The sequence below is a fragment of the Streptomyces sp. NPDC059989 genome (assembly GCF_042736975.1).
GTDB lineage: Bacteria > Actinomycetota > Actinomycetes > Streptomycetales > Streptomycetaceae > Streptomyces.
In genome coordinates, this window is the sequence record NZ_JBHWUO010000036.1 from 1 (window position 1) to 15,392 (window position 15,392).

Sequence of the window (15,392 nt, forward strand, 5' to 3'; positions counted from 1 at the left end):
CCGGCGAGGCTGAAGATCCCGCCGGCGGGGCAGATCCAGCCCCGCCGGCGTTTGAGGCGCGGGGGTCCGGGGGCGGAGCCCCAGCGGGGTCTGGGGCGGAGCCCCGGGACGGGGGGCTGGGGGCAGCGCCCCCGGTTTCGGGAAGGGGCGGGGTGGGGGAGAGCCCCGCAGGGTCCCCGATGGCGCGCTCCAGACGACGGGCTTCCGCACGCCACCGGGACGCATAGCCATCGACACCCCGCCGGGCCTGACGCCACGCGCCGGCCAGGTCGTCCCCGTACTCCCGCGGCGGCTCCTCGCTCAGCAGCGCCACCACCTCCGCCGCCCGCCGGGAGCCGACGGCGGCGGACCCGTCCAGCAGGGCCCGCGCCAGCCGCGGGTGCAGCCCGAGCCGGGCCATGCGCAGGCCGCGCGGCGTCGGCCGCCCCGCCCCGTCGACGGCCCCGACCGCGGTCAGCACCTCCCGCGCGGCCGCCATCGCCCCGGCCGGCGGCGGATCAAGCAGCGCCAGCCCGGACGCGTCCGGGTCGCCCCAGCAGGCGGCCTGCAGGGCGAACTGCGCCAGGTCCGCGATGCGGATCTCCGGCGCCGGGAAAGAGGGGAGACGCGCGTCCTCCGCCTCCGTCCAGCAGCGGTACACCGCGCCCGGCGCCTCACGCCCGGCCCGGCCCGCCCGCTGGCGCCCGGCCGCGCGGGACGCCCGTACGGTCGCCAGCGCACCCAGCCCCCGGGCATGGTCCATCCGCGGTTCGCGGGCCAGCCCGGAGTCCACCACCACGCGCACGCCCGGCACGGTCAGGCTGGACTCCGCCACGGCCGTGGAAAGGATCACGCGGCGGTGGTCGGCAGCCGTCAGCGCCGCGTCCTGTACCGCCGCCGGGGCCCGGCCGTGGACCTGGAGGACTTCCGCGTCCACCCCGCCCAGCTGCCCGGCCACCCGGGCGATCTCGCCGACGCCGGGCAGGAAGCACAGGACATCGCCGGAACGTTCCGCCAGTGCTCGCCGCACCACCGAGGCCACGTGCGTCAGCTGCGCCGGGTCCACCCGCATCCCGTGCGGGGGCCGCACCGGCCGGGCCGGCGGGGCCCAGACCGTCTCCACCGGGTACGAGACCCCCGCGGCCTCCACCACGGGCGCATCGCCCAGCACCCGCGACCAGCCGGCCGCGTCGGTCGTCGCCGAAGCCGCCACCAGCCGCAGCTCCGGGCGCAGGGTTTCCCGTACGTCCAGGAGGAAGGCGGCGACCGTATCGGCGTCGAGGTGCCGTTCGTGGCACTCGTCCAGGATCACCAGGTCCACCCCGGCCAGCTCCTGGTCCCGCTGCAGCCGCTGGAGCAGCACACCGGTGGTCACCACCTCCACCACGGTCCCGGCGCCCACGACCCGCTCCCCGCGCACCGTGAAGCCCACCGAGCCGCCGACGGCCTCGCCCAGCAGCCAGGCCATGCGGCGCGCCGCCGCCCGGGCGGCGATCCGCCGCGGCTCGGCGACCACGACCCGGCGCCGCGGCCCGCCGCCCACCAGCCCGGCCAGCACCAGCGGCACCAGCGTGGTCTTGCCGGTGCCCGGCGGGGCGCAGAGCACGGCGGTGCCGTGGGCGTCCAGCGCCGAGACGAGGGCGGGCACGGCCTCCCGTACGGGGAGGGCGTCGAGGGCGGCCTGGCGTAGCCGGGTGCCAGAGCGTGTCAACGGGGTCAGTCCCTCTCGCACACGAAGATCGCGGTGCCCGGGATCAGGTTGCCGCGCAGCGGGGACCAGCCGCCCCACTCCTGACTGTTCCACTCGGGCCACTCCGGCTCGACGAGGTCGACGAGCCGGAAGCCGCCCGCCACCACGTCGCGGACCCGGTCGCCGAGGGTGCGGTGGTGCTCCACGTACACGGCGCGGCCCTCCTCGTCCTGCTCGACGTACGGGGTGCGGTCGAAGTAGGAGGCGGCGACGGACAGCCCCTCGGGGCCGGGCTCGTCGGGGAAGGCCCAGCGGATGGGGTGGGTGACGGAGAAGACCCAGCGGCCGCCGGGGCGCAGGACGCGGTGCACCTCGCGCATCACGTTCACCGGGTCGGCGACGAAGGGGACGGCGCCGTAGGCGGAGCAGGCCAGGTCGAAGGAGGCGTCGCGGAAGGGCAGCCGTCCCGCGTCGGCCTCGACGAGGGGTACGTCGTCGCCGATGCGCAGGGCGTGCTGGAGCTGGCGGTGGGAGAGGTCGAGGGCGACCGGGCGGGCGCCCTGGGCGGCCAGCCAGCGCGCACACTGGGCGGCGCCGGCGCCGATCTCCAGGACGTCCTTGCCCTTGAGGGAGGCGGCGGGGCCGAGCAGGGCCGCGTCCGCCTCGTCCAGGCCCTCGGGCCCCCACACGAAGCGGTCGTCGCCGAGGAAGGCGCCGTGCTCGCTCTGGTACTCGTCGGCGTTGCGGTCCCACCAGCCGCGGCTGGCCCGGCTGCTCTCCGCTTCGCCGGCGTCACGCCGGGTGGCCTCGGCGTCGTCCCCGGAGGCGGAATCGGCCTCGGATGCGTCTTCGGGGGCGTAGTCCTCTTGGTTCATGGGGCCCGTCGTCGTAGTCTGCGAATGTCTGCGGAACGGAGCGGGGAAGCGCCATCACGGCATCCCCGCCCACGAATTGTGCCGGTTATACGGCGATCCGCCGGGGGTGTCCGCCTTCGCGCATTGACCCTGTCCGGCCGCCCCCGTATGCTACAAGTTGCGCTGCGAGCCTGTGCTCCTCAGACCTAGCAGGCTGCGCTTGCATCTGTTGATGTCCCCTCGGTTTTCGAGGCCCCGCCGCTCTTCTGCGGATCGGGGGCCTCCTTGGCTGTCCGGTCTTCGGTGGATGCCGATAAGGGCTCCCGGCGTAGCAGTACCTACGACTTTCTGTCCGTAACCGGAGCCCTTTCCCACATGACGAGCAGCACCGAGACCACCGCCACCACTCCGCAGGTTGCGGTCAACGACATCGGCGACGCGGACGCGTTCCTCGCGGCGATCGACGAGACGATCAAGTACTTCAACGATGGCGACATCGTCGACGGCGTCATCGTCAAGGTTGACCGGGACGAGGTTCTCCTCGACATCGGTTACAAGACCGAAGGCGTCATCCCCAGCCGCGAGCTCTCGATCAAGCACGACGTCGACCCGAACGAGGTCGTCAAGGTCGGCGACGAGATCGAGGCCCTGGTTCTCCAGAAGGAGGACAAGGAAGGCCGCCTGATCCTCTCGAAGAAGCGCGCTCAGTACGAGCGTGCCTGGGGCACCATCGAGAAGATCAAGGAAGAAGACGGCATCGTCACCGGTACCGTCATCGAGGTCGTCAAGGGTGGTCTCATCCTCGACATCGGCCTCCGCGGCTTCCTGCCGGCCTCTCTCGTCGAGATGCGTCGCGTCCGCGACCTCCAGCCCTACGTGGGCAAGGAGCTCGAGGCGAAGATCATCGAGCTGGACAAGAACCGCAACAACGTGGTCCTGTCCCGCCGTGCCTGGCTCGAGCAGACCCAGTCCGAGGTTCGCCAGACGTTCCTCACCACCCTGCAGAAGGGTCAGGTCCGCTCCGGCGTCGTTTCCTCGATCGTCAACTTCGGTGCCTTCGTGGACCTGGGCGGCGTCGACGGTCTCGTCCACGTCTCCGAGCTGTCCTGGAAGCACATCGACCACCCGTCCGAGGTTGTCGAGGTCGGCCAGGAAGTCACCGTCGAGGTCCTCGACGTCGACATGGACCGCGAGCGTGTCTCCCTGTCGCTGAAGGCGACGCAGGAGGACCCGTGGCAGCAGTTCGCCCGGACCCACCAGATCGGTCAGGTCGTCCCGGGTAAGGTCACCAAGCTGGTTCCGTTCGGTGCGTTCGTCCGCGTGGACGAGGGCATCGAGGGTCTGGTCCACATCTCCGAGCTGGCCGAGCGCCACGTGGAGATCCCGGAGCAGGTCGTCCAGGTCAACGACGAGATCTTCGTCAAGGTCATCGACATCGACCTTGAGCGTCGCCGGATCTCGCTGTCGCTGAAGCAGGCCAACGAGTCCTTCGGTGCCGACCCGGCGTCGGTCGAGTTCGACCCGACCCTGTACGGCATGGCCGCGTCTTACGACGACCAGGGCAACTACATCTACCCCGAGGGCTTCGACCCCGAGACCAACGACTGGCTCGAGGGCTTCGACAAGCAGCGCGAGGCCTGGGAGACCCAGTACGCCGAGGCGCAGCAGCGCTTCGAGCAGCACCAGGCGCAGGTCATCAAGAGCCGCGAGGCCGACGAGGCCGCCGCTGCCGAGGGTGCTGCCGCCCCGGCCGCCGGTGCCGGTGCCGGCGCGGGCATCTCGGGTGGTTCGTACTCCTCGGAGTCGGACGAGACCTCCGGCGCCCTGGCGTCGGACGAGGCCCTGGCGGCGCTCCGCGAGAAGCTGGCCGGCGGCCAGAGCTGATCGCAGCGCGCATCACACTCCGGTGTGAGCCGAGCCGACTGAGCTGAACGGTAAGGCCCGTCCCCTGAGGGGGGCGGGCCTTACCGCGTTTCCCCCTTGATCCGTTGCGTTCTCGTGAATGCGACCAACTGGGGAATGGTGGCGCGGTCTTGGACGTTCTTGGCAGAGAACGCGGCGAGGAGGAGTGGTGGCGGTGCTTGATCCACAGGGTTTGTACGAATGGGACGCCAAGGGCTTGGCGGTGGCCGACCTGGCGGTCGCCCAGGACTCGGCCGGGCTGGTCATGCTGTACCACTTCGAGGGGTACATCGACGCGGGTGAGGCCGGGGAGCAGATCGTCGAGCGGCTCCTGGACACCCTGCCCCACCAGGTCGTGGCGCGCTTCGACGCGGACCGGCTGGTGGACTACCGGGCACGCCGCCCGCTGCTGACCTTCCAGCGCGACCACTGGACGGAGTTCGAGGAGCCCCGGCTGGAGGTCCGGCTCGTCCAGGACGCCACCGGAGCGCCCTTCCTGCTGCTCTCCGGCCCCGAGCCGGACGTGGAGTGGGAGCGCTTCTCCCTCGCCGTCCGGCAGATCGTCGAACGTCTCGGGGTCCGGCTCTCGGTCAACTTCCACGGCATCCCGATGGGCGTCCCGCACACCCGTCCCGTGGGCATCACCCCGCACGGCAACCGGACCGACCTCATGCCGGGCCACCGCAGCCCCTTCGACGAGGCGCAGGTGCCGGGCAGCGCGGAGTCGCTGGTGGAGTTCCGGCTGGCCCAGGCCGGGCACGACGTGCTGGGTGTCGCCGCGCACGTACCGCACTACGTCGCCCGCTCCCCGTATCCGGACGCCGCGCTGACGGTGCTGGAGGCGATCACGGCGGCGACCGGGCTGGTGTTGCCGGCCGTGGCGCACGCGCTGCGGACCGAGGCGCACCGCACGCAGACGGAGATCGACCGGCAGATCCGCGAGGGCGACGAGGAGCTGGTCGCGCTCGTGCAGGGGCTGGAGCACCAGTACGACGCGGCCGCGGGCGCCGAGACCCGGGGGAACATGATCGCCGAGCCCGCGGAGATCCCGTCGGCGGACGAGATCGGCCGCGAGTTCGAGCGGTTCCTCGCGGAGCGCGAGGGCGAGAACTGACACCTGGGGGCTGTGGGGGCGCCGGGGGCGGGGTCTAGGCTGCGGGCATGCTGAAAGTGGGCCTGACGGGCGGAATCGGTGCCGGTAAGAGCGAGGTCTCGCGGCTGCTGGCGGGGTACGGGGCGGTCATCGTGGATGCCGACCGGATCGCGCGGGAGGTCGTCGAGCCCGGGACGCCCGGGCTGGCGGCCGTGGTCGCGGCCTTCGGGGAGGCGGTCCTGACCGCGGAGGGGGCGCTGGACCGGCCGAAGCTGGGGTCGATCGTGTTCGCCGATCCCGCGAAGCTGCAGACCCTCAATGCGATCGTGCACCCGCTGGTCGGGGCGCGGTCGGCCGAGCTGGAGGCCGCCGCGGGGGCCGACGCGATCGTGGTGCACGACGTACCGCTGCTCGCGGAGAACGGCCTGGCACCCCTCTACGACCTGGTGGTCGTGGTGGACGCGGCGCCCGCGACGCAGCTGGCGCGGCTGACCTCGCTGCGCGGGATGGCAGAGGAGGAGGCGCGGGCCCGGATGGCCGCGCAGGCCACGCGGGAGCAGCGGCTGGCGGTGGCGACGATCGTGATCGACAACGACGGGCCGCTGGAGGCGCTGGAACCGCAGGTGCGCGCGGTGTGGGAGGAGCTCACGGCGCGGGCGGCCAAGCAGGCCGTGGAGCAGTCGGCGGAGTAGGCCGGGGCAGGCCGCAGGGCAAGGCCTGGGCCGGACGAGCCGTCAGGCCTGACGTGGTCATGGAATAGCGGGCGCGCGGTGGAGCGTTGAACGCGGCCGTAGAGGGAAGGAACAGATCGTGTCCGACACCACGCCGCACTCCTCGTCGTCCTCGTCCTCGTCGTCCGGCGCGGCGAGCCCCGAGACGCACGTCATCGACTACCGGGCCGCCGAGCAGCTGCTCGCCGCACGCGACCCGCGTGGCGCGGTCAAACTGCTCGACTCGGTCATAGCCGCCCACCCGGAGAACACGGCGGCCCGGCTGCTGCGCGCGCGGGCCTTCTTCGCCGCCGCCCAACTGCGTCCGGCGGAGCTGGAGTTCGAGCTGGTGCTGGAGCGGGAGCCGGACAACGCCTTCGCCCACTTCGCGCTGGCCCGCACCCACGAGCGCTCCGGCCGGCCCGAGCAGGCCCGCAAGCACTTCCGGCTGGCCGCCGCGCTGGACCCGCAGCCCGAGTACCTTCAGGCCGCCCGTTTCGAGGACTGAGCCTCACCGGCGGCGGGGCGGCTCGTACGGCGGGACGTCCGGGCCCGGCTGGTAGTGCGGGCCCTGGTGGATGTGGTGCAGGACCACGGCCAGGTCCACGGTCACGATGAGCGCCAGGGCCCCGCAGGCGGCCGCCCAGCCGGGACGGCCCGCCAGCGAGAAGGCGGCCGTCCCGGCGACAGCCCAGATCAGCCCCCACATGCCCAGCCAGAACCGCAGTCGCAGCGGGCTGCGCGCGGTCACGGGCTCGTTTCCGGAACGCATGGCCATCGCCTCGCCTCACGTCCATGGTCCCACTCCGGGCACGGGCGGGGACGGCCTAGGGGTTGAGCTTGTTCACGGCGGTGGTGGTCGTCTTCTTGAAGGCGGGGACGGGGGCGTCGGAGAGGTTGCCCATCTGCCCCCACTTCACGACGGTCACGGTGGAGCCGTCGCGTCCGATGCCGTAGAGGTGCACGCCGGGCTCGGATTCCGGGATCGAGGTGTGTACCCCGTACACGTGCGCGCCCTCCTCGACGGGGAGCTTGCCGTAGTCCTGCCAGGAGGCCGTGCCGCCCGGGGTGGCGCGCAGCCAGTCGGCGGCGCAGGCCGCGACCTTGCGCTCCAGGGCGGCGGCCAGCTTGGCGGCCGCGGAGGGCGAGGAGGACCGTACGGAGACCTGCACGGCGCCGGTGTCGAACTCGGTGCCGAAGGTGCGGTGCCAGCTGCCCGCGGCCGGAAGGGCACCCTCCAGGCAGAACGGCGCGAACTCGGGCAGCCCCTTGGTGACCTCGCCCGTGTACCAGGGGGAGCCGGGGTGCGGCGGCAGGTCGGTGCCGGTGATGAACCCGGGCGCGGTGGCGGCCGTGGCAGTGGTCGATCCCGTCAGGACGAGGGCGGTGGCTGCCGCGAGGGCGGCGAGGGCGGTGGTGGCGGTGGCGCTGCGTCGGAACATGGTCGGTTCTCCCCGTTTCCATCGGTGCGTCGGCGTACGCCAAGAGCCTTGCCCCGCAGCGGGGTGTCGGGCGACGGATCGGGGCGGATTCGGGACACTGGAATGGCCGTACGTGCTGTCACCTGGGGGAACACCCCCTGCATGGAACGCAGTCGTGGGACGGGGGAACGCCGTGGGCGCGGGCGAGGGTGCGGGCGAGAGCGAGGCGGAGCGGTTCGCGCTGCTGATGCGGGAGCTGAAGGAGCGCGCCGGACTGAGTTACGGGGTGCTGGCGCGCAAGCTGCACACGAGTACCTCGACCCTGCACCGCTACTGCAACGGGGAGGCGGTACCGGCGGAGTTCGCGGTGGTGGACCGCTTCGCTCGGGCCTGCGGGGCGTCGCCGGGGGAGGCGGTGGACCTGCACCGGGCGTGGCTGCTGGCGGATGCGCGGCGGCGGGCGGCGGCACGGGTTCCGCAGCCGGAGGCGGAGCGCGGTGCGGGGGTGGCGGCGGGCACGCAGGCGGAACCGGAGGCGGCGGCTGAGGCCGTCGCGGTGACCCGCCCGCCCTGGTACCGGCGGAGGGCCGCCGTGGTCGCCGCCGCGGGGGTGGCGGCGGGCACGGTGGCCGTGGCGGTGCTGGCGGCGGTCGTCCCGGAGAGCGGTACGCAGGCGGGCGCCGCAGGGGCCACGGCCGCCCCGACCAGCTCGTCGGCGAGGTCGACGGCGCCCGGGACCCCCGCCACGACGCCGTCGACCGGAGCGACGGGAGCGACCGGATCATCCGGACCGGCCGGCAGTCCCGCGGCGTCGGGGGAGCCGGCGCCCGGCCCGGCGTCCGCCTCGCCCTCGGCGCGTCAGCCCCAGCCGAACGCTCCCGCCGTGCCGCTCAGGGCGGCGGTACGGTCGCACGTGTGGGCCGCGGGCTGCGATCACGCCTACCTCGCCGACCGGGCGCCCGGCTCGGTGCCCCCGCCGCCGGTGGAGGCGGACGCTCCCGCCTGGGCAGCGGCGCAGGGGGCCGTGCACGCCGGAACGCAGATCGTCGAGGTCACGCTGCACGGCACGGGCACGGGCAGCGTGGTCCTGGAGGACCTGGAGGTACGCGTGGCCGCCCGGCGCACCCCGCCGGCCTGGAACCTCTTCCAGATGTCGCAGGGCTGCGGCGGCGGGCTCACCCCGGCGGCCTTCGCGGTCAATCTCGACGCGCAGCGCCCCCTGGCCCGGCCGGTCGCCGGGAACGACGCGGGCGGCACGATCCCGGCCCCCTCCTTCCCCCTGCGCGTCTCGGCGGCCGAGCCGGTCGTCCTGCGGGTGGAGGCCGCCACCGCGGGCTGCGACTGCGACTGGTACCTCGACCTCCGCTGGAGCGGACCGGCCGGCTCCGGCACCCTCCGCATCGACGACGGCGGCCGTCCGCTGCGCACGAGCGCCGCCACCGGTCGGCCCGTGTACGGCTACGCGACGGAACTGGGCCGCTGGGGGCGCTGATCCGCAGGACCTTGGCAGTGGGCCCCTCGGATATGCGCAGGTCAGCGGCGTTGTCAGTGGGTCCGCCTAGACTCGGCGGCAGAGGGGATCCATGTCGGCCGGGCAGCAGGGAGGGGGACATCGTGACGACATCACCGCAGCCGGGGGAGCCGCGCGCGCTGCTGCGCCACGCCGCCGTCTTCCTGCCCGCCGCCGTCCCCCGGGAGGGGCGCGTCGCCTTCTGGGCGCCCGACGGCGACGCCCTGCCCGAGGCGGGGACACCCGCGCCGCTCACCGTCGTCCGCCCGCACGGCGACGGGGTCCGCAGCCGGACCGTGACCGCCGTGACCTTCTCCGTCACCGCCGCCCTGCCCCTGCTCGCCCAGGCACCCCGCAGCCCCGCCGCGCACCCCGCCACGCGTGCCTGGGGCACCGCCGCCACGCAGGCGCTCACCCTGGTCGCCCGAGGCCGGCTGCTGCCCGGGCTCACCCCCGAAGGGGTCGACGCCTGGCGGGCCGGGCCGCTCGACGCCGCCGATGTCGACCACCTGCGCGCGGTCGCCGCCGCGCTGCCGTACGAGGGGTACGCGACCCCGCTGGCCGGCCGCCGCCCCCTGCAACTGCCCGAACCGGAGGCGCTGGTCCGCGCCTTCCTCGACGCCGTCGCCGACAGCCTGCCCCGCACCCCCGCCGCGGCCGTCGCCGCCGGCCGGCCCTTCGCCGCCCGGGAACCGCAGCGGGTCCCCGGGATACGGGAGTGGGCCGCGCAGGTGGCCGCCGGAGCAGATACGGGCGTCGGGATCTCGCTGCGGCTCGACCTGTCCTCCTTCCGCCTCTTCGACGAGGCGGAGGAGGCCGCGGACTCCCCTCACGAGGTGCGCCGCGCCGGGGCCGCCGTCGTCCAGGTGCACAGCCTCGCCGACCCCACCCTGGTCGCCGACGCCGGACAGCTCTGGGCGGGTACGGCGGGCGCCGGATTCGGCCCCAGGGCCCGGATCGACGCCGTGCTGGCGCTGCGCCGGGCCGCGCGGGTCTGGCCGCCCCTGCTGCGCCTGCTCGACCAGCCGGTCCCCGATGCGCTCGCCCTGTCCGACCCGGAGCTCGAAGACCTGCTCGGCACGGCCGCGAGCCGGCTGGCGGCCGCCGGAGTCCTGGTCCACTGGCCGCGCGAGCTGGCCCGTACGCTCTCCGCGACCGCCGTCGTACGGTCCACCGCGCCCGGTTCAGCCATCGACGGCACCTCCTTCTTCGACGCCGAGCACCTCTTCGCCTTCTCCTGGGAGCTGGCGCTCGGCGGCGACCGGCTCACCCCGGGGGAGATGGACGCCCTCGCGCAGGCCCACCGGCCCGTGGTGCGGCTGCGCGACCAGTGGGTGCCGGTCGATCCGGAGCTGGTGCGCAAGGCGCGCAAGCGGGAGCTGGGTCTGTTGGACCCGGTGGACGCGCTGGCCGCCGTACTGTCGGGCACGGCCGAGGTCGAGGGGGAGGCCGTCGAGGCGGTTCCGGTGGGGGCGCTGGCGGCCCTGCGGGAGCGGCTGACCGGGGAGTTGGCCCCGCTGCCGCAGCCCGCCGCCCTCAAGGCCACCCTGCGCGACTACCAGGCGCGCGGCCTGGCCTGGCTGGACCTGATGACCTCCCTCGGGCTCGGCGGCTGCCTCGCCGACGACATGGGCCTGGGCAAGACCGTCACCCTGATCGCGCTCCACCTGCACCGGGACCGCCCCGAGCCGACGCTCGTGGTGTGCCCCGCGTCCCTGCTGGGCAACTGGCAGCGGGAGATCGAGAAGTTCGCCCCCGGCACGCCGGTGCGCCGCTTCCACGGCGGCAGCCGCAGCCTCGACGACCTGACCTCCTGCGCCGGCGGGTTCGTGCTCACCACGTACGGGACGATGCGCACCAGCGCCCCGCTGCTCGCCGAGCAGAGCTGGGGCATGGTCGTCGCCGATGAGGCGCAGCACGTCAAGAACCCCCATTCGGCGACCGCGAAGGCACTGCGCACCCTGCCGGCCCCGGCCCGGGTGGCGCTGACCGGCACGCCCGTCGAGAACAACCTCTCCGAGCTGTGGGCGCTGCTCGACTGGACCACGCCCGGGCTGCTGGGCCCGCTCACCGCCTTCCGGGCCCGCCACGCCCGCCCGGTGGAGCACCAGCAGGAGGAGGACGGCGGTAACGAGGCGGCGGTGGCCCGGCTGTCGGCGCTCGTCCGGCCGTTCCTGCTGCGCCGCAAGAAGTCCGATCCGGGGATCGCGCCCGAACTGCCGCCGAAGACGGAGACCGACCACCCCGTCTCCCTCACCCGCGAGCAGGCCTCGCTCTACCAGGCGGCGGTGGAGGAGGCGATGGCCGTGATCGAGTCCAGCGAAGGCATGGAGCGGCGCGGCATGATCATGAAGCTGCTGGCGTCGCTCAAGCAGATCTGCAACCACCCCGCCCAGTACCTGAAGGAGGAGCAGCCCCGGATCCCGCACCGTTCCGGCAAGCTGGCCCTGCTCGACGAACTGCTGGACACGATCCTGGCCGAGGGCGGCTCGGTGCTGGTCTTCACGCAGTACGTGACGATGGCCCGCCTCATCGAGCGCCATCTCTCGGCCCGGGGCATCTCCCACCAGCTCCTGCACGGCGGGACGCCGGTGGCGCGCCGCGAGGAGCTGGTGGACCGGTTCCAGGCGGGCGAGGTCCCCGTCTTCCTGCTGTCCCTGAAGGCGGCGGGCACCGGGCTGAACCTCACCCGCGCCGGGCACGTCATCCACTACGACCGCTGGTGGAACCCGGCCGTCGAGGAGCAGGCCACCGACCGCGCCTACCGGATCGGCCAGACCCAGCCCGTCCAGGTGCACCGGATCATCGCCGAGGGGACCGTGGAGGACCGGATCGCCGAGATGCTGGAGGCGAAGCGGGCCCTGGCCGATGCGGTGCTCGGCTCCGGGGAGTCGGCGCTGACCGAGCTGACCGACCGCGAGCTGGCCGACCTCGTCTCGCTGCGGAGGCCCGCATGATCACCGCGCGGGACGACCGCCGCCGCACCTTCGAGACCGTGCCCGCCGGGGTGGAGGCGGTCAGTTGGTGGGGCCGCGCCTGGGTGTCGGCGCTGGAGGAGGTCTCCCACGACACGGCCCGCCTGGCCCGGGGCCGTAGCTACGCCGCCGAGGGCCACGTCGACGCGGTCACCATCACCCCCGGCCGGATCGTGGCGTACGTACGGGGCAGCCGGCCCCGCCCGTACCGCACCGAGCTGACCCTGCCCGCCTTCGCGGACGCCGAGTGGGCCGAACTCCTGGAAGCGGCCGCAGCCGACCCCGGAGCCCTCGCCGCCCTGCTGGAGCGGGAGGTTCCGCAGTCACTCGCGGAGAGGATCCTGCCCGGCGCGGGCGAGCTCCACCCGCACTGCTCCTGCCCGGACTTCGGACGTCCGCCGTGCAAGCACGCGGCCGCCCTCTGCTACCGGGCGGCCCGCCTGCTCGACGAGGACCCCTTCGTGCTGCTGCTCCTGCGCGGCCGCGGCGAGCGGGAGCTCCTCGACGAGCTCGCCCGCCGCAACGCCGCCCACGCCGCGCGCGAACAGCCCGACGCCTCGCCCGACTTCCCCGGCGTCCCGGCCAGGGCCGCGCTCGCCCGCACCAGCCTGCCGCTGCTGCCCGCGCCGCTCCCCGCGCCCGCCGCCGCGGGACTCCCGCCGACCTACCCGGCCGACCCCGCGGCCCCGGACCCGCTCGCGCTGGACCAGCTCGCCTCCGACGCCGCGGCCCGCGCCCTCGCCCTCCTGACCACCGCCGAGGACCCGATCGCCGGGCTCGACCTCTGGCAGGACGCCGTCCGGCTGGCCTCCGCGCACCCCACGGCCGGCCTCACCGGCGCGGCCCGCACCCTCTACCGCGACCTGGCCCGCGCCACCGGCCGCACCACCACCGACCTCGCCCGGGCCGGCGCGGCCTGGCGCCAGGGCGGCCGCCCCGCCCTCGCCGCCCTCGAAGAGCCCTGGGACCCCCCGGCCGGCCCCTTCGACCGCGCCCGCCCCGCCCTCCTCGCCGCCGCCCAGGGCTCCTTCCGCCCCGACCGCAACCGCCTCACGGCCCTGAACCGTCAGCTCCGCCTGGGCCGCGATGCCCTCTGGTACGCCTACGAGGACCGCCTCGGCGACGAGGACTGGTGGCCCACGGGCCGCCCCTCCCCGGACCCGGTCACGGCCCTGCTGCGCTGATCCCGGCCGCCCAGCGCGTCAACGTGGTGAAGTCGCGGTCGCGGAGGCCGTGGCGGGGGTGGATGCGCAGGAGGAGGGCCGGGGTCGGGTGGTGGGCGGCGACCCAGGCGCGGTCGGCGGGGGTGATCATGTCGTCGACCCAGGCGAAGGGGCGGCCGGCCGCCCAGTCGAGGAGGGGGCGGGTCTTCCAGGACAGGCCGTCCGGGTCGTGGGCGAAGAGTTCCGGCCATTCGATGACAGGAAGATCACCGGGAAGTCCGATGTGCGGGGCGATCATCGTGTTGGCCTGGTGCGTCCAGGCGGTGGCCCAGGTGAGCTCGAAGGGCAGGGCCAACAGCCGGGCGCCGTGCGAGGGGTGGAGGCGGACCCGTGCGCCGCGGCGGGCGCTGCGGGATTCCGGGTCGCGGTAGGAGAGCCAGACGTCCGGTTTCATCCGGTGGCTCGTGTACCCGCGCAGGCGGGCGAAGGGCGACCGGAAGGGGTTGAGCGGGCCGTCCACGTCGAGGAGGAGCAGCGGTCGTTCAGTCATGAAGTAGGCACTACCCAGTACACGATGGAGTGAAATGCCTACCGGCTCTATAACCCGAATGGGTTGAGCGCGTTGTTTCCGGTGCGGGTGCGATGCCCGTGAAACCCTCCGGAAGGCAGGAAAACTGATGCGTCACAGTCGTCGGAATGGCTTGATCGCTGCGGTGGTTGCGGGAGGTGGGCTGGCGGTCGCGAGTGCGGGCGGATTCGCCTACGCCGATGCGGACGCGAGCGGGCAGGCCCAGCGGTCGCCGGGGCTGCTGTCCGGGAACCTCGTGCAACTGCCGGTGCACGTCCCGGTGAACGTGTGCGGGAACACCGTGAGCGTGGTCGGCGTGCTCAACTCGGCCGCCGGGAACCGCTGTGCGAACGGGAATCCGGGGCCCGGGCCCTCACATCCGTCGCCCCGTCCCTCACACCAGGCGAAACCGGGGGCCGGCAACGGCGGCGGAGCCGTCGCGGACGGGCGCGGAAAGGATTCGCCCGGGCTGCTGTCCGGCAACGGCCTCCAGCTCCCCGTGGACGTGCCCGTGAACATCAGCGGCAACGCGGTGAGCGTCGTCGGGGTCGGCAACGGCTCCCACGGGAACACCTCCGTCAACGGGGAGACCCCCACCGGCGGCAAGCCGCCCCAGCCGCCCGTCACCGAGCGGCCGGTGACCCCGCCCGCCCCGCCGCGGCCCGGCGAATCCCTCGCCCACACCGGAGCCGACGGCATCGGCTACCTCATCCCCGGCGGGGGAGCCCTGCTGCTCGGCGGCGTACTCCTCTACCGCCGCTTCCGGATCAACTAGCCACCCGGCGCCAGCCGTCCAGGATGGCGTCGATCTGCGCCGCCAGCCGGGCCCGGGCCGCGAAGCGCGGGACGCCGGCCATCAGCAGGGCGTCGTACTCGGTGTCGGTGTGCCGCACGGCGGCCCGTACCGCGACCGAGACCGCCAGTTCGTCCAGGGCCCGGCCGGCCGCGCTACGGCCCACCCGCCTGCTGCCGCGCACCGAGGCGTGCGTGGCTATCGCCACGGCCCGATCGGCCGGGCACCCGGGGAACAGCCGTACGATCTCGGCGGCGAAGGCCGCCGTGAACCGGGTGTCCTCGGCCGCGCGGCGCAGCCGGTCGCGCTCCCGGCGCCGCGCCCGCGCCTCCCCGTCCGCGAGGCAGGCGCGCTCCGCCCGGGCCAGGGCGGCATCCTCGACGAGGAGGCCCAGACGCTCGTAGCGGCGGCGGCGCCGGTTGAAGCGGAGGACGACGGCGCAGAGCGAACTCGCCTCACGGGAGCGGCGGGTCAGCGCCGCGTCCCCGCGCGGGAGGTAGACCAGATGCCCGAGATCGGCGCAGTCCAGGCAGCGCGGGACGCCCGCCTCGCGCACCAGGTGCCGGAGCGGGCCCTGCCGGCACGACGCGCAGTGGATCTGCTTCTGGGACTCGAACACCACCAGGCTCATACCGGTGTGATACCGCCGACCGGGCCGTCTATCACCTGGAGTGCGGCGGAGGTTGCGGTTTCACCAACTGCCCCTGGATGTCCGGATGTCCACCTACCGTGGC

The 15,392-nt window shown here is 74.2% G+C and carries 14 protein-coding genes; 8 read left to right on the plus strand and 6 right to left on the minus strand.

Features of this window, described 5'->3' with window-relative positions; genetic code table 11:
• On the minus strand, positions 1 to 1,690 hold a 1,690-nt coding region (locus ACFWBN_RS27500), incomplete at its 3' end, for a DEAD/DEAH box helicase (RefSeq protein ID WP_385180289.1).
• A gap of 5 nt (positions 1,691 to 1,695) precedes the next feature.
• Positions 1,696 to 2,544 (minus strand): class I SAM-dependent methyltransferase, encoded by an 849-nt coding sequence (locus ACFWBN_RS27505; protein ID WP_385180291.1) that lies wholly within the window; start codon positions 2,542 to 2,544, stop codon positions 1,696 to 1,698.
• A gap of 354 nt (positions 2,545 to 2,898) precedes the next feature.
• Here ACFWBN_RS27505 and rpsA point away from each other — a divergent pair, with 354 nt between their 5' ends.
• From rpsA to ACFWBN_RS27525, 4 genes are all read left to right on the plus strand, one after another.
• Positions 2,899 to 4,407: a 30S ribosomal protein S1 gene (gene rpsA / locus ACFWBN_RS27510; protein ID WP_362050269.1), complete on the plus strand. Its 1,509-nt coding sequence runs from the start codon at positions 2,899 to 2,901 to the stop codon at positions 4,405 to 4,407.
• Between the two features lie 193 nt (positions 4,408 to 4,600).
• On the plus strand, positions 4,601 to 5,539 hold the full coding sequence (locus ACFWBN_RS27515; RefSeq protein WP_385180294.1) for a PAC2 family protein: 939 nt from the start codon (positions 4,601 to 4,603) through the stop codon (positions 5,537 to 5,539).
• 47 nt (positions 5,540 to 5,586) lie between these two features.
• Entirely contained in the window at positions 5,587 to 6,210 is a 624-nt protein-coding gene (gene coaE / locus ACFWBN_RS27520; protein WP_385180298.1) for a dephospho-CoA kinase, read from the plus strand.
• A gap of 118 nt (positions 6,211 to 6,328) precedes the next feature.
• Positions 6,329 to 6,736 (plus strand): tetratricopeptide repeat protein, encoded by a 408-nt coding sequence (locus tag ACFWBN_RS27525; protein WP_385180301.1) that lies wholly within the window; start codon positions 6,329 to 6,331, stop codon positions 6,734 to 6,736.
• Between the two features lie 3 nt (positions 6,737 to 6,739).
• On the opposite strand, the gene ACFWBN_RS27530 is transcribed toward ACFWBN_RS27525, so the two are convergent.
• Both ACFWBN_RS27530 and ACFWBN_RS27535 read right to left on the minus strand, forming a co-directional pair.
• Positions 6,740 to 7,000, minus strand: a complete 261-nt coding sequence (locus ACFWBN_RS27530) for a DUF6343 family protein (RefSeq protein WP_385180303.1) — start codon at positions 6,998 to 7,000, stop codon at positions 6,740 to 6,742.
• Between the two features lie 55 nt (positions 7,001 to 7,055).
• A complete protein-coding gene (locus tag ACFWBN_RS27535) occupies positions 7,056 to 7,670 on the minus strand; it encodes a hypothetical protein (RefSeq protein WP_385180305.1) in 615 nt (204 codons plus the stop codon).
• A gap of 154 nt (positions 7,671 to 7,824) precedes the next feature.
• On the opposite strand from ACFWBN_RS27535, the gene ACFWBN_RS27540 reads away from it, so the two are divergent.
• From ACFWBN_RS27540 to ACFWBN_RS27550, 3 genes are all read left to right on the plus strand, one after another.
• Positions 7,825 to 9,141, plus strand: a complete 1,317-nt coding sequence (locus ACFWBN_RS27540) for a helix-turn-helix domain-containing protein (RefSeq protein WP_385180308.1) — start codon at positions 7,825 to 7,827, stop codon at positions 9,139 to 9,141.
• Positions 9,142 to 9,263: 122 nt separating this feature from the next.
• A complete protein-coding gene (locus ACFWBN_RS27545; RefSeq protein ID WP_385180310.1) occupies positions 9,264 to 12,116 on the plus strand; it encodes an SNF2-related protein in 2,853 nt (950 codons plus the stop codon).
• Complete coding sequence (locus ACFWBN_RS27550; RefSeq protein ID WP_385180313.1) at positions 12,113 to 13,318, plus strand: SWIM zinc finger family protein; 1,206 nt, start codon at positions 12,113 to 12,115, stop codon at positions 13,316 to 13,318. The genes ACFWBN_RS27545 and ACFWBN_RS27550 overlap by 4 nt, the downstream gene beginning before the upstream one ends.
• Here ACFWBN_RS27550 and ACFWBN_RS27555 read toward each other — a convergent pair.
• Entirely contained in the window at positions 13,299 to 13,847 is a 549-nt protein-coding gene (locus ACFWBN_RS27555) for a hypothetical protein (protein WP_385180315.1), read from the minus strand. The two genes, ACFWBN_RS27550 and ACFWBN_RS27555, sit on opposite strands and share 20 nt — an antisense overlap.
• A gap of 163 nt (positions 13,848 to 14,010) precedes the next feature.
• Here ACFWBN_RS27555 and ACFWBN_RS27560 point away from each other — a divergent pair, with 163 nt between their 5' ends.
• The gene (locus ACFWBN_RS27560) at positions 14,011 to 14,640 is read left to right on the plus strand and encodes a chaplin (protein WP_385180317.1); all 630 of its coding nucleotides are present in this window, start codon (positions 14,011 to 14,013) and stop codon (positions 14,638 to 14,640) included.
• Here the strand turns inward: ACFWBN_RS27560 and ACFWBN_RS27565 are convergent.
• Positions 14,633 to 15,289: a DUF2293 domain-containing protein gene (locus ACFWBN_RS27565; RefSeq protein ID WP_385180319.1), complete on the minus strand. Its 657-nt coding sequence runs from the start codon at positions 15,287 to 15,289 to the stop codon at positions 14,633 to 14,635. The two genes, ACFWBN_RS27560 and ACFWBN_RS27565, sit on opposite strands and share 8 nt — an antisense overlap.
• Between the last annotated feature and the right edge of the window lie 103 nt (positions 15,290 to 15,392).